This window comes from Bacillus sp. RK1064, from assembly GCF_051488405.1.
In the GTDB taxonomy this organism is placed as follows: domain Bacteria; phylum Bacillota; class Bacilli; order Bacillales; family Bacillaceae; genus Bacillus.
On sequence record NZ_JBPSCZ010000001.1, the window covers coordinates 1,744,794 to 1,764,954 of the forward strand.

Sequence of the window (20,161 nt, forward strand, 5' to 3'; positions counted from 1 at the left end):
GGCTTCCATAGCATTGCCGTCACTCCAATTATTTTTATTTTCTGATACTTTATAACAAATTCTGGTTGACTTCAATCCTTTTTTGTCACCTTTTTTCTTCATATAATAGAAGATAAGCGGCTATTGACATGCTGAATTCGTTTTCATATAGTAAGTAAAACTATAGGTGGTCACGCAGAAAAGGAGTAGAGGTCGTTGGATATTGAAGCTAGAAAACACATTCCCAGCACGGAACATGAACCATTTCTCGAGGGAATAAAAGATTGTGTGCCAACCCTGCTTGGTTATATGAGTATTGGGTTTGCCTTCGGAATTGTTGGAATTAGCGCACAGTTGAGCTTATGGGACATTGCGCTTCTATCAATCTTTATTTATGCAGGTGCTTCACAGTTTATTATCTGTGCACTGCTTGTCACGGGAAGTCCCCTTTCCGCTATTATTCTCACTACATTTATTGTGAATCTGCGTCATTTATTGCTCAGCCTGACGCTGGCTCCTCATTTTACACACTACTCTGTGAAACAAAACATTGGATTCGGTCTATTGCTGACTGATGAATCCTTTGGCGTAGCCATGAATAAATTAGCTCAGCAAGGAAAGCTGAATAATCGGTGGATGCATGGGCTAAACATAACGGCTTATTTGTGCTGGATTGCTGCCTGTATACTTGGCGGCATTTTTGGACACTGGATTTCAAATCCTGAAGCCCTTGGTCTTGATTTTGCCCTTTCCGCTATGTTTGCTGCGCTGTTGGTTCTTTCTTTGCAAACTGTGCCTAAAAGTAAGTTAACCCATCGCCTGTCACTTGTTTTGTATATGGTCGTTGCAATGTTTGTTCTGCTTCATTTTGTTCCCTCACACGTGGCTGTTCTGTTAGCCACCATGATTGTCGCAACCATTGGGGTGGTGACAGATAAATGATCAGCAGTTTTATGATATGGCTGATTCTCGGCTGTATGATTGTAACCGTCATTCCAAGGGTCGTTCCCTTTTTATTTGTACGAAGTATCGAGCTGCCTGAAGTGGTGCTTAAGTGGTTATCGTTTATTCCCATTTGTATCTTTACAGCTTTGATTGCAGAGCATCTGTTCATTCATACCACAACAGGCGTCACCATTCACTGGATGTACCTTGCTGTCTTAGTTCCGACCGTACTGATCGCTATTTGGACAAAAAGCTTGTCACTTACTGTTCTTGTAGGCGTCATGCTGATGGGAACTGCTAGATGGTTTTTCTAAAAGAAAAAGCTTAACCGCATGTGGTTAAGCTTTTTTCTTATCAGGAATTCATCATCAGGGCATGCCTTAAATGGTTTATGTAGCTTTCTGAAAGCTACTCGTTTAGTTTATTCTTCACATCCCCTTTTTTATCTTGAAGCTTTCCTTTGGCTTGATCCTTTTTCCCTTCTGCTTTCAGGTTTTGATGATCTGTTGCTTCGCCAAGCTTTTCTTTCACTTGACCTTTGACTTGATTTGTTTTTCCTTTCGCTTTATCCATATGTCCTTTTTCTTCACTCATTTGTTCCACCTCCACGTTTGATACTATTCATTTAGCCTTTTTGAGAGATACAAAACATCTGAGTGTGCGATCCAAGAAACTACAGCAACATGAAAATCCAGCCAAGGTCGGCTGGATTAAAAATAATGATCTATAAGATAGACTTAAAAGCTTTAACCTGTTTTACTCTGATCGTATTCAACCAGATCACCTAGAATTTCGTCAATCTGATTCATCATCGCAGTTTCAATTTTCACCTCAGATGCTAAAGCATTCTCCCTCACCTGTTCTGGACTAGAAGCACCGATAATTGCTGCAGAAACGTTCTGGTTTTGCAGTACCCATGCTATCGCAAGCTGAGCGAGAGTAAGATCAACCTCTTGTGCGACGGGCTTAAGCTTTTGTATCGCCTCTAAGGTGTTATTATTCATCCAGCGTTGAGCAAGGTTTTTAAAAAAAGGTTTTCCAGCAGATGAGTTAGCACGCGAATTAGTCGGAAGTGATTTTCCTGGGAGATACTTTCCAGTAAGGATCCCCTGGGCCAAAGGCGACCATACTACCTGGCCAAGTCCTTCACGCTGGCAGGCCGGTATTACATCACTTTCAATTATTCTCCATAACATGGAGTATTGAGGTTGGCTGGCGATAAGGGGGACATTTAGCTCTCGTGCAAGCGCTGCCCCTCGAGTAATTTGTTCTGCTGTCCACTCACTTACACCAATATAGTTCACTTTACCCTGTCTTACTAGATCTGCGAAAGCTAACATCGTTTCTTCCAGAGGTGTAGTTGGGTCAAACCTGTGTGCATAGTAAATATCAATATAATCCGTTTGTAAACGTCGCAAAGAGGCATGACAGTTTTCCAAAATATGCTTGCGTGATAATCCTCTATCGTTTTTCCCAGTACCAGTTGGATGACATACTTTTGTACAAAGTTCAATACTCTCCCGCCGGATCCCTTTTAAAGACCTGCCTAGTATCTCTTCAGCCTTGGTGTCTGAATAAACATCAGCCGTATCAAACGTCGTAATACCAACATCAAGAGCAGCTTTCACACAATCATGGGCAGTTTCTTCATTTATCTTACCACCATGATTAATCCAGTTTCCGTAAGCAAGTTTACTAATTGTTAATCCACTAGATCCAAGTTTACTATATTCCATAACAATGCCCTCCTTTTGAAAGAATACTTTCATTATAAAAAGAGGTCGTTAATATGTATAATATATATATCCAGATAAATATATATATATTTTATATAATTAAAAATATTTCCATTAAAAAAGCGCAAAACTGTTTAATAACAATCCTTCGTAATCATTTTACACAATAAGCAAGTATGAAATTTATAGGGGGGCATAAAAAATGGATCTGAGACAAATACGTTATTTTATCATGGTTGCTGAAGAACTAAATTTTAGCCGGGCAGCTGAACGTCTTAAAATGGCACAGCCTCCATTAAGTCAAGAAATTCGTAAATTAGAAGAAGAGTTAGGTGTTACGCTTTTTCATAGAACGAAAAGACAGGTTAAACTTTCAGATTCTGGGAGAGTATTTTTAGAAGAAGCCCGCCGTACGCTTCTTCAAGTAGATAGAACGATTAAAGCAACACAACTTGCAGATGACGGAAGGATCGGTCAGTTAACGATCGGTTTCGTAGATTCTACTGATATTGTGATCGATATTATTAAAAGGTTTCGAGAAAATTTCCCTAACATCCATCTTGTCTTATGTGAAATGGCTACAGAACAGCAGTTAAAAGCACTATATAAGAAAGAAATTCAAATAGGATTTATTCGTTCTAACCAAAATAATAAGATACTTACCTCAGAAATTTGTTGTGAGGAATCATTAAGCTTGGTTTTGCCAGAAAATCATCCTTTAGCTTCATTTCCCAAAGTTCCAATTCATTTATTAGCCAATGAACCATTTATCATGTTTCCACGTCATCTAGGTCCAGCATTTTATGATTTAATTATCAGCTACTTTTGGGAAAATAGCATAAGTTTAAACGTAGTTCAGGAAGCTATTCAAATGCATACGATTGTTAATTTAGTTGCTGCAGGAATGGGAATCTCTGTGGTTCCATCCTCAGTAGAAAGCGTAAAACGCGCAGGGGTTGTTTATAGAAAAATCCAAGAAACTACACCAAAAGTAAATTTATATGTTTCATGGAGACAAGATGATACATCAACCGTCGCTGACCACTTTTTAACAGTTGTGAGAGAAGCTTATTTAAGTTCTCAGTCTAAATCATGAAGATCCAGCCAGGGTCAGCTGGATTAAAAAATACTTATCTATAAGACAGGCTTAAAAGCTTTAACCTGCTATGTACACGTTTCAGGTATGATAGACATAATGGAAAGAAAGGTTGGTGCTCTGTTCAATGATCATCTCTGAAAACTTATTCACCGTTCGTGACTTGACCTATCGTATTCGTTCTGCTGCAATTGGCGATGCCAAGCAGTTATCAGCTCTCAGACTGAAAATTGATGGTGAAACAGAATATTTAGACCGTGAACCAGGCGAAGCCTTTCTTCATGAAAAAGATTTTGAGGTTTTGATTCAAGAGGATGCCAAACAAAGCAGGCATATATTTTTGGTCGCTGATATTGAAGGAGAGATTGTCGGTTTCTCTAGATGTGAGGGACATTCACTCAAGCGCTCTGCTCACAAAGTGACATTTGGCATCGCCATACAAAAGGATGCCTGGGGCTATCACATTGGCAAAGAGCTTTTAGCCGCTTCTATTGACTGGGCTGATCAGCAAGGCATCCAGAAGATGTCGAAGATGTCACTTCACGTGCTGGAAACCAACCAAAAAGCCATTCGGTTATATGAGCGCCATGGCTTTCTGATTGAAGGGGTATTAAAAAATGATAAACGGCTGGCAGATGGACTTTATTACAATACTGTTGTGATGGGCAGGCAGAGGCCAAGCTTCTGACTACTTACATCACATAGCCCCATACCATTGAAATCGCACTGTATATCAGAAGCAGCCCCATGACAAACTGGAACGGTTTTTCGTAAGCAGTCAAAAAGCGCTTATATAAAGAGCCAAATAGGCTCCAGCTGAATGTACCGAGAAAGCCAATAAGTGCGAGAATCAATGTCCATATCACATAATGCATATTAGATTGTCCATATGGCAAAACAAAGGTTGAAATCACGGTCAACCCATACAAGATCGCTTTTGGGTTGATAAATTGCAGCATCATACCAGGAACAAAATGATTGTAGCGGTCAAGGGTTTCGTCATCCCCGCCTTTACTTTTCATGATTTTGACAGCTAAATAAATCATGTATGCGGCTCCGATGAACGCCATGACCCAGCCTATTTTCGGCATCACTTGATAAAGAATGATATTAAAGAAGCAACTCAAACACAAAATGACGAGAAATCCGATACCCACACCTAAACAAAATCGAAATGTTTGCTTGACCCCATACTTATTCGTAAAGACCATGGCCATGATGTTGTTTGGCCCCGGGGTAAAGCTGCTCACAAAAGCATAGATCAACATAGAAAGAATCAAGTTGCCGCCTCCCTCGTGCGTTATTAAGACTTTAATTACTTTATTGCGTATGTTACGTTTTATTGTAACGTTTGGTCTTTATAAAGTAAATAGAGAAAGGAGTTTTTTCATGGAAGATGTACAATCGATTATTTCTAAAAATGTGAGGCTTCTTAGAGATCAAAAAAAATTAAGCCTAGAAAAGATGGCAGAATTAACTGGTGTCAGTAAAACCATGATTGGACAAATTGAAAGAGGAGAATCAACCCCTACCATCACGACTTTGTGGAAAATCGCCAACGGATTAAAGGTGTCTTTTAGTGAGCTTATTTACGCACCACAGCCTGAAATCAAGGTGGTACGCAAGGAAGATGCACAGATTTTAACGGAAGATGACGGGAGATATCGTGTGTATACGACTTTTCCCTTTGATGACCGGGGAAAATTTGAAGTGTACCGAGTAGAAATTGATCCTGGCGGGTCGCTGCATGCGAATGAACATATTGGCGGAACAGAGGAATTGATCACTGTTTTTGAGGGAGCGCTTGATATATCCATTGGTGATGAGCAATACAGCTTAAAGGCCGGCGACTCCATTCGTTTTAAAGCGGACCGTTCGCATGCATATAAACAAACCGGAGAACAAATGGTCCGGCTGCAAATGATTCTTTATTATCCTCATGAAAAAAGCTGACAGGCTTGTCCACCTGTCAGCTTTGCGTTTTATTTAATTAAATCCCGGATCACGTACAACCGTTCCAGTAAATGTGACTCTGTATTTTCCTAATCCTAATTCTTCAATAGAGGTTTGTTTTAAAATACCGACCCAGCCATCCTTTGCATAGACAATACTTTCTGGGATGTTCGAGGTCGTATACGTTCTTGTTTCTGAGACAGTTCGACTCGCCTGAACGGTTATTTCACTTTTTGTTTGCTCCTTTGCTTCCACTGGAGCAGCTGTGACCCCGGCACCTGTTAAGACAATTGCTCCAACCAAAACTGAAGACATGACCTTTTTCATAAAAAATCCCTCCCTTTTTTTGTTGAACATATTAACCATACCATATATTAGTACTTCTATAAGATATTTTTTCATTTTTTTGAAAATTATGATATGATTGTCTTATGTTGGATAGAGAGTGTTCTATACTTCTGTGCTTTTATCCTCATCTCATTCCGTCAAACAATTGTGAACGGAGGTGATTTCATGAAAAAATGGCTCATCTGTTTTCAACTTGTTTTCCTCTTCACCTTGACGACCACACCACTTGCTTCTGCTGCTTCATGCCCTACAGTGAAACCTTGTGTCATTGATCCTTAAGCATAAGAAAGGTCGATCAAGCCTATGCACTTGATCGACCTTTTTCGTTATGCTTGCTCTGCTTCCCAGCGAGCAACCTCTTCTCTTACTTTAGGAGCGACTTCTTTTCCAAATAACTCAATGGCTTTTAATACTTGATCATGCGGCATTGAACCAACCGGTACATGAAGCATAAAGCGCGTGATTCCTACATTTTTTCTAAGGTGAATCACTTTCTCTGCCACTGCATCTGGATCTCCTACATACAGCGCGCCTTCTAACGTTCTCGCTGCATCAAATGTAGAACGAGTATATGGACCCCAGCCTCGCTCTCTTGCTAACGTGTTCATCACATGCTGTGTGGAAGGGAAGAATTGGTCTGCTGCAAGATCTGTTTCTTCCGCAACAAATCCATGCGAATGTGACGCTACGGTTAATTTCTCTGGGTCATGTCCAGCGTGCACTGCCGCTTGCTTATACAGCTGTACAAGCGGTGCGAACTGTCTAGGACTCCCGCCAATGATGGCAAGTACTAGCGGCAGCCCCAATAATCCAGCGCGTACAACAGATTCACGGTTTCCCCCACTGCCGATCCAAATTGGAAGCGGATCTTGAACAGGTCTTGGATATACCCCAACATCTTGAATAGATGGGCGATGCTTTCCGCTCCATGTGACACGCTCGGACTGCTGTAATTTGAGCAGCAAATCAAGCTTTTCTTCAAATAATTCTTCATAATCATTTAAGTCATAGCCAAACAGCGGGAATGATTCAATAAATGAACCACGGCCTGCCATGATCTCTGCACGCCCGTTGGATAGTCCATCTAATGTTGCAAAATCCTGAAAGACACGAACAGGATCTGCTGATGAAAGGACTGTCACTGCACTTGTCAGGCGGATATTCTTTGTTTGTGTTGCCGCAGCCGCTAAGACGACAGCTGGATTCGATGCAGCGAAATCTTGTCGATGATGCTCACCCACTCCAAATACATCAAGGCCGACTTGATCTGCTAAAATAATTTCTTCGACTACTTCTCGAATACGCTGTGCGTGACTGACTGTTTTTCCTGTTTGAAAATCAGGTGTTGTTTCTACAAATGTACTTATTCCTAGTTCCATGAGTGGAACCCCCTATCTTATAAGTATGTTACGAATTCAGAGACTGGCTTTCTGTAGCCTCTCGCTTGTCTGCTCTCTACTTTTTCTTTTCCGAGTGTGATCATTAACACAGGAACCAAATCCGACTCGATATTTAACACCTTTTTCATGACATCAGGGTCAAAACCGATCATTGGGCACGTGTCCCATCCCTTGTTTTTGGCGGAGAGCATAAACAGCATCGCAGATAATGAAGCATTGCGGATCGCCTCTTCTTTCTGAAAATCCGCTCCTCTCTGTTCATAAAAGGTCATCGTCTCTCTGACCATTTCTTCGTATTGCTGCGTGTTTAAAATGCCAAGCATTTTCAGACCTTCATAGATGTTCCCCGCTTGCTGATAAGCATTTGGGTCTCCAAGTACAATAATTGATGCTGAGGCGGAATGAACTTTATATTGTCCAAATGCAGCTTCTCTTACTTGTTCTTTGAGACCTTCTGTTTGGACGACGACATATTGTGTGTGCTGTAAGTTAAAAGCAGATGGTGCCATTTTGACTTCTTCAAATATGCTGTTAAGCTCTTCTCTCGAAATCGAGATATTTGGCAAAAAATTTGATGCGGATCGTCTTTCACGTACCAATGTATCAAAGCTGAGTGTCATCTTGTTTCCCCTTTTCGTGAAGTTGTTTTGCACCTAAACCGACTTTTTTTAGTAATTCAATGAGCTGTTCTTTTTCTTCTTTTTCAATAAAGGATAGGTTTTGCGAAATGACATCTGTGTGTTTAGGAAAAATGTCATCAAACAATTGCTTTCCTTTTTCCGTCAGCAATACATGAAATACACGTTTATCAGAGGGTGCACATTGCCTTTTCACCAGCTCTTGTTTTTCTAGTTTGTTCACGACATATGTCATGCTTCCACTTGGGATTGACAGGATGTCGCTGATCTTTTGGACAGGATGCGGCCCCTTACTATAGAGCAATTCAAGGATCTGAAAGTTCTCAAATCCGATATCATAACGTTCAATGTCTTTTTGGATATTTGTAAAAAGAGCTTGATAGGCTTTCATCCACACGCGGAATAGCCTTAAGTCTAATTCATGTTCATGCTGCACCATGGCAACTACTCCTTTTTTCAAGAAATCCTAAAACTAGGATAAATTTATCCTAACACTAGGATATTTTATTGTCAACGAGTTTGTTTCATAAAAAAAAGACCACCTCAGGTCAGTGATCCTCTTCTTTTAAGACAAAATGCATTTCAGCTATCTGCTTGTATTGTTGTACTTCTTTTAATGAAAACCTGGATTCCATATCCGCTGGGGAAAACAGAGGAATGCCTCTCCCAATCATGACAGGTGCGATTTGAAGGTAAAGCTCATCAACCAATCCTGCTTTTATGAAAGACTGAAGCAGTTCCCCGCCGCCGACAATCCAGATATGCTGACCTGGTACATCTTTTAATTTTTTCACAAATGATAAGATATCTTCTCGAATGATATGAGTTCCTTTCAGACTGTCTTGTAAAGTACGTGACATGATATAACAAGTCTTTCCTTCATAAGGAAACTCATCTGGTGACAGCTGAAGAACCTGCTCATATGTATTTCGCCCCATGATCAGCGTATCAACTGACGCATAAAAGTCATCATAGCTCGTTTCTTCCTCGCCCTCTGTTCCTATTAGCCAATCGAGCCGGTGATCCTCTCTCGCTAAATAGCCATCGATACTCATCGCCCCATAAAAAAGCAGCTTCCTTTTCTGACTCAATCCCATCACTCCTTACCCTAAATAAGAACATATATTCCATCCCCATTGTATCAGAAAGGAAAGACAAAGGATACATGGGTTTGCCATCTTCCATTTTCATGTCTTCAAAACCGTGATTCAATAAGGTATCCTCTTCAGGTAATGATATAATAAAATCAGTTCAATCAATGATCATACTTGGAGGAGAGACTGATGATACGACGACTTGATCATATCGTGTTGACTGTACAACATATGGAGGACACCATTCGCTTTTATACAAACGTATTAGGAATGAAGGAAGAAACCTTTGGAGAAGGCCGTAAAGCGCTTCGTTTTGGTTTACAGAAGATCAACCTTCATGAAGCTGGTCATGAATTTGAACGGGCAGCGGCTCACCCACTTCCTGGCTCTAGTGATTTGTGCTTTATCACCGATTTAGATATGGATAGTCTGCTGCTGCACCTTCGCAAGCAAGTGGTTCCTATTGAAGAAGGGCCAGTCAGGCGCACAGGTACATTAGGTCCGATTGAATCTGTTTATATCCGTGATCCTGATCTGAATTTAATTGAAATTTCTCGATATATAGAGGAGGGTGATCCGTCATGACCCGCTTATTTTTGAGACCGATTGAAGAGCAGGATTATCCTGGTATTCAAAGAGGATGCCAGCATGCAGAAACTCTTTATATGACTGGCACACGCAAAACGTTCACACTAGAAGAGATTCGTTCAGCCTATACCCGATTTTCACAAGATGACAGCAGACGAGATTTCGCCATTTGTCTGCTAGACACGAAAGAAATGATTGGGGATGCGGCGATTGTGGACATTGATCCAATTAATCATACGGCAAGCTTCCGCATTGCGCTTCATGGACCAGAACATTTCCAAAAGGGCTATGGTACAGAAGCTGTCCGGATGGTTCAAGCATTCGCCTTTGATACATTAGAACTCAATCGTCTTGAGCTCGAAGTCTTTTCCCATAATCCAAGAGCCTTCAGAAGCTATGAGAAAGCCGGATTTCAATATGAAGGGAAAAGACGCCAAGCACTCTATTTCAATGGAACCTACTCAGATGTGATCATCATGGGCATCCTTCGTGAAGAATACAATCAGATGAACAGTGGAGATGCCCCGCTTAAGAAGGGTCATCTTTTTTAAAAAATTGAATCGCTGTGACGATGATCAAACAAATCATGGAAGAGAGAACGATAGAGATGCTTGATATACTAAGCGCCATGCCTTCCCATCTGCCAATGAAGAAACTGGATATCAATAAAACCAATCCAAATAGAATGAAGCATATAGGGAGGATTAGCCCCGCATGACGGTGTCTGCGTCTTTTCCCTGCCCACCATGAGAGACACAATACAACGATTGTAAAAATAGCGGTTTGCAGCCAAAACATGTTGTTTCAACTCCCATTCTCTTTTTTATCTTATAACAATGGAGGTACTTCCAATGAACATTAGACCCATTGAGCAAAAAGACAATCCGTATATCGCAGCGATTATCCGCCAGTCACTAGAATCGGCGAATTTGGCGATTGAAGGAACTGCCTACACTGATCCCCACCTTGACCAGCTTTTCGAATACTATCAATCATTGACTCATGCAGCCTATTGGATTGCTGAAGAGAATGGTGACATTGTAGGCGGCGTAGGCATTGCTCCATTTACAAACGACATCTGTGAATTACAAAAGCTTTATTTAAGTCCAAAGGCACAAGGAAAAGGTGCGGGCAAAAAACTGATGGATACGGCGCTGCAATATGCCTCTACATACTACGAAGCATGTTATTTAGAAACCCGCCAGGAATTAACTGCAGCCACCGGCCTTTATCAGCGATATGGCTTTTCTCTTCTCTCTGAACCGATTGATGGCTCTGAGCATTCTGCGATGGATGCTTGGTATCTCAAAACCTTCTCATCATGAGCCATAAAACACTCGATAGGTTTTTGTCCGCTGAAAGCCTAGCTTCTCTGCCAGTTTGATCGAAGTTAGGTGATGGACATCGCAATCCCAATGCGGTGTCCTCTTATTTTCAAGACAGCTCCTGATCATATGCTGACCTGCCAGCTGCGCCAAACCTTTCCCCCGGCAGGCTTCTTCTGTCCAAATATCTATCTCCACACGATCTTCACTTGAAAAAATGGAGACACATTCACTCACCACGTTCTCTCCATCTAAGATGGCAACTCCGATTCCTTTTGATAGAAAGCGCGCCGCTCTCCCCCAATAGGCTTCGTAATAGCTAGGAGGAAAAGCCCTGCTTGCATTGATCACCTGTTCATTTGTCCGCTCTACTCTATAGCCCGGATGAGGCACATCGACATAAGAATGTGCCTGCGGAAAAACGTACGCATGTCTTTCCATCTCATTCAGATGTGAACCAAGACATTTTTTCATCATCACATCTGTTGATTGATTCGCTGAAAATACGGTAAACCGGCCGTTTTGTCTTCTCTGTCTTTCGTAAACATCCACAATGAAGGCCAAGCAGCGTGACAGCTCCGCTTCTCTCTTGCCTGCAACATAATAAATGCCGCATGCAGCTTCAAGAAAAAAAACAAGAGGGTGCACTGCATCATCTACATACAGATGTCCTTGTATGAAACCATCCATGACCGCATCTACAAACACTGGATATGCCGGGTCGATCTGGCGAATTCCTTCTTTCATCGATGGTGACCTTTGCTTCTCCAAGAGATGCACAGTGCTCCCTCCTTTCACGAACATGTTCTTTCCTTCCATTATAAATAAAAAGCTGCGCGCATGCAGTGACTCTTTTTACCCTTTACTGTGGAACTACTTGACCATCCCTGCACCTGTCAACATTCTCATCTCCACCGCCATCAATTTAGCCTTTCAATTAGGGGCGGCCGCGTTATATTCGACTGCTTTACTGCAATTGATTATGTTATTTCATCGGCATTGCCTTTCTGACACTGACTGGTCATATCATCGCCTTTCTGTTTTACAAAAAGCATCAAAATCAAAAAATGGCAGAAGCATTGAATCGTCTGAAGCCACAGTCATAAAAAAAGAGACCTCAATAAAGGTCTCTTGTCTGTTATTCTGCCGCAGGCTCTTCTGCCTTCCCCTTCCAAATAAGGGTTAAGCCTAACCCAAGAAATAAGACAACACCTGCGAATAGAAATGGGAAATGTATATTTTGATCGAATAAAATGCCGCCAAGTGCTGGGCCGAAAATCGTACCTAGGCTTGTGTAGGTGGAGTTCATCCCTGCGACAAATCCTTGCTGGTTTCCAGCGATTTTGGATAAGAAGGTCGTTAATGCTGGTCGCAATAAATCAAACGCAAGGAAAATGACACATGTGACAATCAGTACAACCAAAAAGCCTGAAACGACTGTCGAAACGAAAGCAAGGACCGCTCCGACAATCAGGCATAGCTGAATGACTCTTTTCTCCCCTAGGGCATTAACCAGTTTACCAAACACAAGTACTTGGATGATGACCGCCACAATCGAGCTGACGGTAATGATGACGGCAATATCTTTTGGTCCAAATCCAAACTTATGATTTGTAAACAAGCTAAAGACTGTTTCATACGCAGATAGTCCAAAAGCGAGGACAAACACAATGATAAAGGCGATGAGGTAGCTTGGATGAATCGATTTTTTCAAATCTTTAAAGAAAGTAGATTCCTTCACTTGACCCATTTGTTTCGCTCGCTCTTCTTTTGTTAATGGCTCCTTCAGCATAAACATAGACGAAATGACGGCAATAAACGCAATCCCTGCTGCAAAGAAGAATGGCAGGCGTACGCCATATTCTGCGATAAATCCGCCAATGCCCGGGCCAATAATAAAACCGGTACTAATGGCCGCTGACACATAGCCCATTGCCTTTGATCTTTCTTGAACGGTCGTGATATCTGCGACATAAGCAGTGACAGCCGGCATGATAAATGCCGCACTAATGCCGCCTAGCAGCCTTGCAAAATACAGCACATACACGTGTGTCCCAAGACCGAAGACGAGTTCTGATAACGCAAATAGAAACAGCCCTGACACAATCATAATCTTTCTTCCGTAGCGGTCTACCCATCTCCCTGCAATAGGTGAAGCAATGAGCTGAGCCACAGCAAACGCCGCCACAAGGTATCCCATCGTACTTCCTGTTAGATGCATCACGTTCATGAATAGCGGCATGACAGGAATGATGAGACCGATGCCTAAAAACGCAATAAATATATTACTTAATAAAATAACGAGTACAGCTTTTTGCTCACGAATCGGTTTTTGCATGATGTTTGTTTCTCCTTTACTGACTCACTTGTTACTCATGATGGTTGATTCCGTGAATAAACAATGAGATCGCCTCTTTTTGTAACTCTTTCTTCTGTTGGATGGTGTCACTTTTATATAACACGTCTAATCCGTAAAAAACGGAAAGTAATATTTTCACTTTTGACTCCACATGCTGAATTGACCAGCTGCCATCTTCGTTTCCTTCAAGTAAGATGTCTCTCATCACATCATCAAAGTCGGCATCAATCTTGTTCAGCCGTTCCATGACCTCGTCTGATGTAAAGGCACTTGCACAGAATTCCTCACTCGCTCTCATTAATGGGTAATTAATCCCCATTTGACTGAGCAGCTCTGCAAATCCGGCGAGCTTATCAATGGCCCGGTGCATCGTTTGTTTCTCCTGATGCCACGTCTCCATCATCAAACGGTGATCCTCTTCCATGATATGAAGGAACAAGAACTCTTTTCCTTTAAAATGGTGATAGAGATTGCCTTTACTAACCTCAGCAGCCTCTAGAATATCCCGCACGGATGTTTCTGAATATCCTTTTTTCGCAAATAAATCACGAGAAGCGGTGACGATTTTTTGCTTCGTCTTCTCGCTCTTTCCAGCCCCGCTTTGTGTACTTGTCATCTTTTTTACAATCCCTTCTACCTTGCTTTTCTTTGCAAGGACAAATCAAAACCGACCAGTTGGTTTATTTTTTTATTATAAATGGATCTTTTTCAAAATACAATGAAAAAGTCATCGAATTCATAAGGAGTGAATCATGTGAAAACAAACAATACGGTCATTTATGCCCTCTCATCATTTAATAATTCTTAATATTTAACTTCACTTAACAATAAGGATTGCCTATAATAGAATAGAGGTGATGTCATTGGATGAGGAAATCATTCATTACGGTAAAAAAATCATTGAATACTCGAATGCACTAGGCTCTATCTATGTAGAAGAGTATCAACGATTTTTAAAACATGAGTATGCAGATTTATCAGCCAAACAAGAGCTGACACTTGAATTATTACGGACAAAAACGAGAACAATCAACGAACTAGCTGATTACTTTTCAATTTCGGCAAGTGCCGCTAGCCAGCTTGTCTCAAAGCTTGAGCAGCTTGGCTATGTCAAACGAGAAATTAATCCACATAACCGAAGAGAAATCATTGTTGATTTTGCTCAAAAGGGTCATGACTATCACAAGAATACGGAAGAAATTCAATTGCACCTTATTCAAAAATACTATGCAAAGCTTCCAAAAGAAGATTTAAAAACATTATTATCTCTATACGAAAAAATCTATCAGATTGCGAAAGAAGCGCCTTAATCCGGTGTTTTTCTCCAACATTTAAGTTAGATAAACTATTAAGGGGATGAAAATATGGGTAGGATTCATTTACAAGATGGACGTCATATTGGTTTGTGTGAATACGGTGATCTTGAAGGGTTTCCAGTATTCTTTTTTCACGGAACACCTGGATCAAGAGTCATGTTTTTAGATGATGACCCAATCTCTAAAGAGCTCGGTGTTCGCCTCATCTGTTTAGACAGACCTGGATTTGGTTTATCTACCCCTCAACCTGACCGCACGATTTTAGACTGGGCAAAAGACATGCTGGAAGTAGCAGATCATTTAGGCATTCAGCATTTTTCAGTGATGGGTGTATCTGGAGGCGGCGCATTCGCTGCTGGCTGTGCTTATCAATTGCCGAATCGAGTCCTTTCAGCCGCTCTGATCTCAAGTACAACGCCATTTCAGGACGGAAAACCGCCTAAGAGTATGCTCAAAGAGAACAAACTGGCTTTTTTCCTCAGTAAGAAGTTCCCTTGGCTATTGAAAGCAAGCTATCGTTCCCAGAAAAAAATGATTGAGAAAAAACCAGAGAAATTTAAGAAGCTGGCCAAAAATGGGAACAAACATTTACATCCATGGGACCGTCAATTCCTTCAAACCGATGAGCAGCTCGAGATGATGATGACGCATTTACACGAAGCCACTCGTCAATCGGTGGATGAATGTATTCATGAACCATATTTGCTCTCGCAGCCATGGGCATTCGATATGAAAGATATACAAATCCCTGTTGATGTATGGCATGGAAAAGAGGATACGATGGCTCCATTTGCAGAAATAGAAAAAATGGCTCCTAGTATTCCAAACGTCAAAACCTATTATATAGATCAAGCGGGACATTTTCTTACAGATGTAGACGATATATGGCGAGATATTTTACTCTCTTTAAAAACACGTGCTGAAAAGTATCATCAGGAACATGCATAAAAAAAGACCCGAAGCTTCGGGTCCCTTTCTTCATTAATATTTTTCATAATATGTCTGTACTTTATCTGGATCTTTTGTCTTCGTTAGAGCGAGCATAAGCAGAATGCGCGCTTTTTGTGGATTTAATGAATCCGATGACACAAAGTGATGTTCATCATCCATTTTTTCGTGGGTCACAATTCCATTTCCCGCACGGCTTGACCTCACGAGGACCACATCTTTCTTCACTGCATCTGTTGCCCCTTTGATGGCTTCTGTTGACATCGTTCCATTTCCTGCTGCGGCAACGACAATGCCTTTCGCTCCTGCTTTTACAGCTGCATCATACACATATTTTTGATCATTTTGATAGCCATATAAAATATCGACTTGTGGCAATTCTTTTATTTTCGATACATCAAATTCACTATCAGTTGTATGTTTTCTTGTCGTTTCGTTATAGAAGGAAACAACTTCACCAGCAATTTCTCCAATGTAGCCTTGCTCAAGTGACTTGAAGGAATCGGTTGTGGTCGTGTTTGTCTTTGTAATAAATCGAGCTGAGGCAATTCGGTCATTTAACGTGACCATGACACCTTTGCCTTTTGCTTCTTTTATAGAGGCAATTTTGACAGCATGATACAAGTTCAGCGGACCATCCGCACTGATAGCAGACGCTGGTCTCATTGAGCCAACGACCACAACTGGCTTATCACTTTTGACAACCAGATGTAGAAAGTAAGCTGTTTCTTCAAGTGTGTCTGTTCCATGCGTGATGACTATGCCATCCACCTGATCATCATTTAAGAGTTGATTCACTCGTTTGGCTAATTTTAAAAGAAGGGCATTATCAACATTTTCACTGCCAACATTCGCTACCTGCTCACCGGTAACGTTTGCAATATCCTTTAGCTGAGGAACTGAAGCAATGACTTTATCGATGCCAAGTGAACCGGATTTATATCCTGTCGTATCTGTATCACTGTCCGAACTGCCAGCAATCGTCCCGCCTGTCGCTAATACCTTAATATTAGATAAGGACTTATTCCCTGTTTCTACGGCTGTCGTTTTGTCCTTTGATTCATTAGTTGCGCTTTCTTTTTCGCTTTGATTTTTCTCTTGGGTACTTGTATTGGCACAAGCTGCTGTCGACAGTAATAAAGCAGAAAGAAGGACAGCACCTAACCATTTTGTTACGTTCATTCGATCATCTCTCTTCTTAAATGTGATGGATTCAAAGCTAGATCTCTTTCTATAGGGTTTACTTTATACCATTCCTTCATTCATCGGCATGAGGCGAAAGATACAGAACCAAATAAAGGAAAAATGGTCATTATCACAATCATTTATTTACATCTAAATACCTAACTTTACTTTTAAAAGAGGAGATATTGAGGTTGTTCAATCAATAAAAGTAAACAATACTAGATCATCAATTTATGATAAAATATAGTAAATTTTACAAAAAAGAAGTATACGTATTGCAAATGCTTCAATCATTTCACAAAATCCTAATAACACTATTCCTTAGTTCGATTTTACTCAGTCTGTTCGTATGCTTCTATCCACCGATTCAGGGAGAGCCTGCGTTCCTGGTATTTTACATTCCCATCTTTTTTGTTTATTATTTCGTTTTTGCGGTTCCTTTGCAGTTGTTGTTTTCTTTGCAGCCAAAGGCTTTCCATCCTCTTTATTTAGCTGCTTATTTACTGATTGCAATGGTTGTCATGCTTTTGGTATTGAGAGCTCGACATGTGTGCCTATCGTCATTGTGAGCAGTCTCATCTAATGGATCTTTGATTCTTTGTTTTATCAAAGAACGCATGAAAAAAACACCTAATGTGAAGGTGTTTTTAGCTCCTCTAGTATGTGTTCACAGTGATCCAAGTACGCTTGGCTAAGCAGGAAGTCTTTCTTTGCGGCGATCGCTGCTAATGTGATCAGGGTGTTTGAATGATGAATGAGCGGATTCAGCATTGAATGCTCTACGCCTCTAATTGTTTGAACATGCAACCATTTAGGTGCTACTTCTTTTTCGTAGATCCTTTTTGTTTCAGCAGAATCTACATTTCGATCATTCTGCGCCAAAACCAAATAGGTCGGTGATTGGATGCGCTTGATATCTGAAGTGGCATCGGCTTTCATGTTCTTTTGAATGAATTCAAATCGATCTTTTGTCATCTCTTGAACGTCCGTTTTCTTTTGATAGGTGCGAAATGCTGCGCCTTCTACTAATAATTTGTTTTGCTCATCTTCTTTTTTGAGTGTTTTTTGAATTTGTTCTTTAGATGCATCCGCTTCTTTTAATGTTTGAAGTGTATAATACCTTCCCTGTCTCATCCAATTGACAGCAGGCCCGACAAGAATGGAGGCTGTGATATCTGTTCGATCTGCCATTACTTTTGGGATCACCCAGCCTGCTTGGCTTGCTCCCCATAAGATGATTTGTTTTGATTGAAGATCAGGCTCTTTTTTCGCCCATTTGATCACATTGTCTGCAGCCAGTTTCCTTCTGATTGACCCACCCCGGGCTTATCCCATGATATAGACACATAGCCTTGCTTTGCAAAGCGTTCCATTAAGGGTCTGTATCCTCCGTCATATGTGGCATTTTGTGGACCATCCCCGTGTACAAAAAGCACAACTCCTTTGATTGGCGCTTTCTTAGGCGTGGTCACGATACCTGATAATGCCCCATTCTCAGTCTTCATGACGACTTCCTTTTCATTCATAGCAAAGCTGTTTTCATAAAATATAAATGCTGCGATGAAAATGAGTACTGCTGCTGCGATGATCAGCCAAATCCTTTTTTTCATCTTCTATTCCCCGCTCCTTGTTCAACTGTGTACACCATTGAATTTTGGTACGCGACAGAGACTGGTACATTCTCATATAAGATGATAGACGAAGGTTGTGCACTCTCTTGTGTAAAAGATACTTCATGTAGAAAAGCCTCAATTTCTTCAATGACCTTCTCTTCATCTCCAGCTAAAAAGCTTTTGACCGCGTAAGAACCTGCATCCAGTCTCACATCATAATCACGTTCATTTGATACATAATAAGAAATTGTTGTGTCATCTTGCAGATTGATCACATAATATCTCTCCTCAAAAAGAGACAGATCCAGCTCCTTTTGATGAACGATTTGTTTAAAGTCCAGCTCTGTTTCACCCTTTAGAAGATGATGCGGGATCTGTTTTAAATACCGAATTGGCCGATCTTGGATGGTTGTTTTATTAAGGTGAAGGCTGTTTTGAATCGACAGCATATGCTCCAGACGCTGTTTCACTTCGCTTAGTTCCTGTATTTGCTTCTCGACCTGATCCAGCATTTCTTGGTAGGACAGAGTGATACTTTGTTCATTCGAAAAGGTCTCGCTTATATCTTTTAAAGAGAAGCCCGCCTTTTTTAAGAAGAGGATTTGATAAAGGGTGTAAATCTCTTTTTCATCAAATAATTGGTATCCATTTTGAGCGACCTTCGCAGGGCGTACGAGATCCTGTTCTATATAATGACGAAGCGTATACTTTGTGATGTTTAATAGCTTACATACTTCTCCACTTGTTACATACGTCACTAGATTCCTTCCTTGTGTACACATTCTAAACCATGTGGTTACCACACAGTCAATCATGCCATAAAAAAATCACCGAGGAAATCTGCCCTCAGTGATGTGTCATTTCTATTTCATACTTGGACCAGCATGTGAAAAAATCGGGTCTTTCAATTCAAAGTCGAATGTCTTGCCGTCAACAATACCGACTGTTTTTTCATGATCATAAAGCTCGAGCAGACAACCTGCCATTTCTTTTGATGTATGATATTTCTTGATATTGCCTTTATATTCAAATTGGTCTACATCTAATGAACGCTTTGCAAATTCTGATTCTGTCGCGGAAGGCGCTAATACTTTTGCCTGTAAGTTAGCTCCTTTTTCTTTCAACTCTAGTGCCAGTCCTTCTGTAAAGGCACTCACGTAAAACTTCGTGGCTGAATAGGTGACGGCATTGCCGACGACTGTATAGCCCGCTCTTGAAGAAATGTTGATCAGCTGAGCCCCTTCTACTTGCTCATAATCACGAACAAATAAAGTGGATAAAATCGTTAAGGCTTCGATATTCAGATGAAGCATATCCCCAATTTTACTTACATCCTGTTCTCCTATTGAACCGAAATGGCCAAACCCTGCATTATTAATGAAGGTGTCAAGCTCATATTCAGCCAACGATTCATAAAATGAATACACTTGCTCCATGTCGGTTAAATCGACAGACTGTATGTTTACTTTGATCTCGGGATATTGATCAAGAATCTCTTTCTTCAGTTCTTGGAGTTTCTCGAGCCGTCGTGCAGCTAAAATAAGGTTTTTGCCTCGTGCCGCAAAGGCTAGCGCCGCCTCATACCCAATACCTGAACTTGCTCCTGTAATGACTGTATAGCTCAATTATATCCCCCTA

27 protein-coding genes are annotated in these 20,161 nt (G+C 40.9%); 10 read left to right on the plus strand and 17 right to left on the minus strand.

The features are described 5' to 3' along the window. Positions 1-195: 195 nt before the first annotated feature. Positions 196-921, plus strand: coding sequence for an AzlC family ABC transporter permease (locus tag ACSSTM_RS09045; RefSeq protein ID WP_034665957.1), 726 nt, complete (start codon positions 196-198; stop codon positions 919-921). Then, complete coding sequence (locus tag ACSSTM_RS09050) at positions 918-1,238, plus strand: AzlD domain-containing protein (protein WP_034665961.1); 321 nt, start codon at positions 918-920, stop codon at positions 1,236-1,238. Before ACSSTM_RS09045 ends, ACSSTM_RS09050 begins: the two co-directional genes overlap by 4 nt. A 94-nt stretch (positions 1,239-1,332) precedes the next feature. Here ACSSTM_RS09050 and ACSSTM_RS09055 read toward each other — a convergent pair whose 3' ends face one another. Together ACSSTM_RS09055 and ACSSTM_RS09060 are read right to left on the minus strand one after the other, a co-directional pair. Then, on the minus strand, positions 1,333-1,518 hold the full coding sequence (locus tag ACSSTM_RS09055; protein WP_034665964.1) for a CsbD family protein: 186 nt from the start codon (positions 1,516-1,518) through the stop codon (positions 1,333-1,335). Between the two features lie 152 nt (positions 1,519-1,670). Next, entirely contained in the window at positions 1,671-2,660 is a 990-nt protein-coding gene (locus ACSSTM_RS09060) for an aldo/keto reductase family protein (RefSeq protein ID WP_420735092.1), read from the minus strand. Positions 2,661-2,862: 202 nt separating this feature from the next. On the opposite strand from ACSSTM_RS09060, the gene ACSSTM_RS09065 reads away from it, so the two are divergent. Both ACSSTM_RS09065 and ACSSTM_RS09070 read left to right on the plus strand, forming a co-directional pair. After that, the gene (locus ACSSTM_RS09065; protein WP_095286278.1) at positions 2,863-3,756 is read left to right on the plus strand and encodes a LysR substrate-binding domain-containing protein; all 894 of its coding nucleotides are present in this window, start codon (positions 2,863-2,865) and stop codon (positions 3,754-3,756) included. 127 nt (positions 3,757-3,883) lie between these two features. Further along, positions 3,884-4,444, plus strand: a complete 561-nt coding sequence (locus ACSSTM_RS09070) for an N-acetyltransferase family protein (protein WP_437404144.1) — start codon at positions 3,884-3,886, stop codon at positions 4,442-4,444. 4 nt (positions 4,445-4,448) lie between these two features. Here ACSSTM_RS09070 and ACSSTM_RS09075 read toward each other — a convergent pair whose 3' ends face one another. Then, positions 4,449-5,036, minus strand: coding sequence for a LysE family transporter (locus ACSSTM_RS09075; protein ID WP_095286277.1), 588 nt, complete (start codon positions 5,034-5,036; stop codon positions 4,449-4,451). Positions 5,037-5,145: 109 nt separating this feature from the next. Between ACSSTM_RS09075 and ACSSTM_RS09080 the strand changes: the two genes are divergently transcribed. Beyond that, positions 5,146-5,709, plus strand: coding sequence for a helix-turn-helix domain-containing protein (locus tag ACSSTM_RS09080; RefSeq protein ID WP_034665985.1), 564 nt, complete (start codon positions 5,146-5,148; stop codon positions 5,707-5,709). 33 nt (positions 5,710-5,742) lie between these two features. Here the strand turns inward: ACSSTM_RS09080 and ACSSTM_RS09085 are convergent, their stop codons facing one another. The 5 genes from ACSSTM_RS09085 to ACSSTM_RS09105 form a co-directional block, all read right to left on the minus strand. Further along, positions 5,743-6,036 carry a hypothetical protein gene (locus ACSSTM_RS09085; RefSeq protein ID WP_034665989.1) on the minus strand — a complete coding sequence of 98 codons (294 nt, stop codon included), beginning with the start codon at positions 6,034-6,036 and terminating at the stop codon, positions 5,743-5,745. A 347-nt stretch (positions 6,037-6,383) separates the two neighbouring features. After that, complete coding sequence (locus ACSSTM_RS09090; protein WP_095286274.1) at positions 6,384-7,436, minus strand: LLM class flavin-dependent oxidoreductase; 1,053 nt, start codon at positions 7,434-7,436, stop codon at positions 6,384-6,386. Between the two features lie 17 nt (positions 7,437-7,453). After that, a complete protein-coding gene (locus tag ACSSTM_RS09095; protein ID WP_106038569.1) occupies positions 7,454-8,077 on the minus strand; it encodes a nitroreductase family protein in 624 nt (207 codons plus the stop codon). Next, positions 8,061-8,534, minus strand: coding sequence for a MarR family winged helix-turn-helix transcriptional regulator (locus ACSSTM_RS09100; protein ID WP_034665998.1), 474 nt, complete (start codon positions 8,532-8,534; stop codon positions 8,061-8,063). The genes ACSSTM_RS09095 and ACSSTM_RS09100 overlap by 17 nt, the downstream gene beginning before the upstream one ends. A 109-nt stretch (positions 8,535-8,643) precedes the next feature. Continuing rightward, complete coding sequence (locus ACSSTM_RS09105; protein ID WP_052004395.1) at positions 8,644-9,186, minus strand: dihydrofolate reductase family protein; 543 nt, start codon at positions 9,184-9,186, stop codon at positions 8,644-8,646. A 192-nt stretch (positions 9,187-9,378) separates the two neighbouring features. On the opposite strand from ACSSTM_RS09105, the gene ACSSTM_RS09110 reads away from it, so the two are divergent. Together ACSSTM_RS09110 and ACSSTM_RS09115 are read left to right on the plus strand one after the other, a co-directional pair. Continuing rightward, positions 9,379-9,774, plus strand: a complete 396-nt coding sequence (locus ACSSTM_RS09110) for a VOC family protein (protein WP_034666005.1) — start codon at positions 9,379-9,381, stop codon at positions 9,772-9,774. Then, positions 9,771-10,328: a GNAT family N-acetyltransferase gene (locus tag ACSSTM_RS09115; RefSeq protein WP_420735094.1), complete on the plus strand. Its 558-nt coding sequence runs from the start codon at positions 9,771-9,773 to the stop codon at positions 10,326-10,328. Before ACSSTM_RS09110 ends, ACSSTM_RS09115 begins: the two co-directional genes overlap by 4 nt. Here the strand turns inward: ACSSTM_RS09115 and ACSSTM_RS09120 are convergent. Further along, positions 10,306-10,575: a YesK-like family protein gene (locus ACSSTM_RS09120; RefSeq protein WP_060595619.1), complete on the minus strand. Its 270-nt coding sequence runs from the start codon at positions 10,573-10,575 to the stop codon at positions 10,306-10,308. The two genes, ACSSTM_RS09115 and ACSSTM_RS09120, sit on opposite strands and share 23 nt — an antisense overlap. Before the next feature lie 53 nt (positions 10,576-10,628). Between ACSSTM_RS09120 and ACSSTM_RS09125 the strand changes: the two genes are divergently transcribed. Next, a complete protein-coding gene (locus tag ACSSTM_RS09125) occupies positions 10,629-11,102 on the plus strand; it encodes a GNAT family N-acetyltransferase (RefSeq protein WP_034666017.1) in 474 nt (157 codons plus the stop codon). Here the strand turns inward: ACSSTM_RS09125 and ACSSTM_RS09130 are convergent. The 3 genes from ACSSTM_RS09130 to ACSSTM_RS09140 form a co-directional block, all read right to left on the minus strand. Then, positions 11,097-11,882 (minus strand): GNAT family N-acetyltransferase, encoded by a 786-nt coding sequence (locus ACSSTM_RS09130; protein ID WP_437404145.1) that lies wholly within the window; start codon positions 11,880-11,882, stop codon positions 11,097-11,099. The two genes, ACSSTM_RS09125 and ACSSTM_RS09130, sit on opposite strands and share 6 nt — an antisense overlap. A 358-nt stretch (positions 11,883-12,240) precedes the next feature. Next, entirely contained in the window at positions 12,241-13,440 is a 1,200-nt protein-coding gene (locus ACSSTM_RS09135; protein WP_060595617.1) for an MFS transporter, read from the minus strand. Between the two features lie 31 nt (positions 13,441-13,471). Beyond that, on the minus strand, positions 13,472-14,077 hold the full coding sequence (locus ACSSTM_RS09140) for a TetR/AcrR family transcriptional regulator (RefSeq protein ID WP_060595616.1): 606 nt from the start codon (positions 14,075-14,077) through the stop codon (positions 13,472-13,474). Positions 14,078-14,318: 241 nt separating this feature from the next. Here ACSSTM_RS09140 and ACSSTM_RS09145 point away from each other — a divergent pair, with 241 nt between their 5' ends. Both ACSSTM_RS09145 and ACSSTM_RS09150 read left to right on the plus strand, forming a co-directional pair. Continuing rightward, on the plus strand, positions 14,319-14,771 hold the full coding sequence (locus tag ACSSTM_RS09145; protein WP_034666030.1) for a MarR family winged helix-turn-helix transcriptional regulator: 453 nt from the start codon (positions 14,319-14,321) through the stop codon (positions 14,769-14,771). A 54-nt stretch (positions 14,772-14,825) separates the two neighbouring features. Then, a complete protein-coding gene (locus ACSSTM_RS09150; RefSeq protein ID WP_095286272.1) occupies positions 14,826-15,725 on the plus strand; it encodes an alpha/beta fold hydrolase in 900 nt (299 codons plus the stop codon). A gap of 33 nt (positions 15,726-15,758) precedes the next feature. Here ACSSTM_RS09150 and ACSSTM_RS09155 read toward each other — a convergent pair whose 3' ends face one another. From ACSSTM_RS09155 to ACSSTM_RS09175, 5 genes are all read right to left on the minus strand, one after another. After that, positions 15,759-16,907, minus strand: a complete 1,149-nt coding sequence (locus tag ACSSTM_RS09155) for a type II asparaginase (protein ID WP_034666034.1) — start codon at positions 16,905-16,907, stop codon at positions 15,759-15,761. Positions 16,908-17,540: 633 nt separating this feature from the next. Continuing rightward, on the minus strand, positions 17,541-18,194 hold the full coding sequence (locus ACSSTM_RS09160; RefSeq protein ID WP_420735095.1) for an alpha/beta hydrolase family protein: 654 nt from the start codon (positions 18,192-18,194) through the stop codon (positions 17,541-17,543). Then, positions 18,191-18,520: an alpha/beta hydrolase gene (locus ACSSTM_RS09165; protein WP_095286266.1), complete on the minus strand. Its 330-nt coding sequence runs from the start codon at positions 18,518-18,520 to the stop codon at positions 18,191-18,193. The genes ACSSTM_RS09160 and ACSSTM_RS09165 overlap by 4 nt, the downstream gene beginning before the upstream one ends. Then, the gene (locus ACSSTM_RS09170) at positions 18,517-19,281 is read right to left on the minus strand and encodes a MerR family transcriptional regulator (protein ID WP_309416143.1); all 765 of its coding nucleotides are present in this window, start codon (positions 19,279-19,281) and stop codon (positions 18,517-18,519) included. Before ACSSTM_RS09170 ends, ACSSTM_RS09165 begins: the two co-directional genes overlap by 4 nt. 105 nt (positions 19,282-19,386) lie before the next feature. Then, a complete protein-coding gene (locus ACSSTM_RS09175) occupies positions 19,387-20,148 on the minus strand; it encodes an SDR family NAD(P)-dependent oxidoreductase (RefSeq protein ID WP_420735096.1) in 762 nt (253 codons plus the stop codon). Positions 20,149-20,161: the final 13 nt, after the last annotated feature.

What these genes read in the sequence shown, in the direction of transcription:
- ACSSTM_RS09085 (WP_034665989.1), bottom strand. Translation starts at nt 6,036, where the DNA reads ATGAAAAAGGTCATGTCTTCAGTTTTGGTTGGAGCAATTGTCTTAACA.
- ACSSTM_RS09125 (WP_034666017.1), top strand. Translation starts at nt 10,629, where the DNA reads ATGAACATTAGACCCATTGAGCAAAAAGACAATCCGTATATCGCAGCG.
- ACSSTM_RS09060 (WP_420735092.1), bottom strand. Translation starts at nt 2,660, where the DNA reads ATGGAATATAGTAAACTTGGATCTAGTGGATTAACAATTAGTAAACTT.
- ACSSTM_RS09115 (WP_420735094.1), top strand. Translation starts at nt 9,771, where the DNA reads ATGACCCGCTTATTTTTGAGACCGATTGAAGAGCAGGATTATCCTGGT.
- ACSSTM_RS09100 (WP_034665998.1), bottom strand. Translation starts at nt 8,534, where the DNA reads ATGGTGCAGCATGAACATGAATTAGACTTAAGGCTATTCCGCGTGTGG.
- ACSSTM_RS09090 (WP_095286274.1), bottom strand. Translation starts at nt 7,436, where the DNA reads ATGGAACTAGGAATAAGTACATTTGTAGAAACAACACCTGATTTTCAA.
- ACSSTM_RS09080 (WP_034665985.1), top strand. Translation starts at nt 5,146, where the DNA reads ATGGAAGATGTACAATCGATTATTTCTAAAAATGTGAGGCTTCTTAGA.
- ACSSTM_RS09110 (WP_034666005.1), top strand. Translation starts at nt 9,379, where the DNA reads ATGATACGACGACTTGATCATATCGTGTTGACTGTACAACATATGGAG.
- ACSSTM_RS09095 (WP_106038569.1), bottom strand. Translation starts at nt 8,077, where the DNA reads ATGACACTCAGCTTTGATACATTGGTACGTGAAAGACGATCCGCATCA.
- ACSSTM_RS09135 (WP_060595617.1), bottom strand. Translation starts at nt 13,440, where the DNA reads ATGCAAAAACCGATTCGTGAGCAAAAAGCTGTACTCGTTATTTTATTA.
- ACSSTM_RS09055 (WP_034665964.1), bottom strand. Translation starts at nt 1,518, where the DNA reads ATGAGTGAAGAAAAAGGACATATGGATAAAGCGAAAGGAAAAACAAAT.
- ACSSTM_RS09150 (WP_095286272.1), top strand. Translation starts at nt 14,826, where the DNA reads ATGGGTAGGATTCATTTACAAGATGGACGTCATATTGGTTTGTGTGAA.
- ACSSTM_RS09165 (WP_095286266.1), bottom strand. Translation starts at nt 18,520, where the DNA reads ATGAAAAAAAGGATTTGGCTGATCATCGCAGCAGCAGTACTCATTTTC.
- ACSSTM_RS09145 (WP_034666030.1), top strand. Translation starts at nt 14,319, where the DNA reads ATGTCATTGGATGAGGAAATCATTCATTACGGTAAAAAAATCATTGAA.
- ACSSTM_RS09070 (WP_437404144.1), top strand. Translation starts at nt 3,884, where the DNA reads ATGATCATCTCTGAAAACTTATTCACCGTTCGTGACTTGACCTATCGT.
- ACSSTM_RS09050 (WP_034665961.1), top strand. Translation starts at nt 918, where the DNA reads ATGATCAGCAGTTTTATGATATGGCTGATTCTCGGCTGTATGATTGTA.
- ACSSTM_RS09120 (WP_060595619.1), bottom strand. Translation starts at nt 10,575, where the DNA reads ATGTTTTGGCTGCAAACCGCTATTTTTACAATCGTTGTATTGTGTCTC.
- ACSSTM_RS09140 (WP_060595616.1), bottom strand. Translation starts at nt 14,077, where the DNA reads ATGACAAGTACACAAAGCGGGGCTGGAAAGAGCGAGAAGACGAAGCAA.
- ACSSTM_RS09065 (WP_095286278.1), top strand. Translation starts at nt 2,863, where the DNA reads ATGGATCTGAGACAAATACGTTATTTTATCATGGTTGCTGAAGAACTA.
- ACSSTM_RS09155 (WP_034666034.1), bottom strand. Translation starts at nt 16,907, where the DNA reads ATGAACGTAACAAAATGGTTAGGTGCTGTCCTTCTTTCTGCTTTATTA.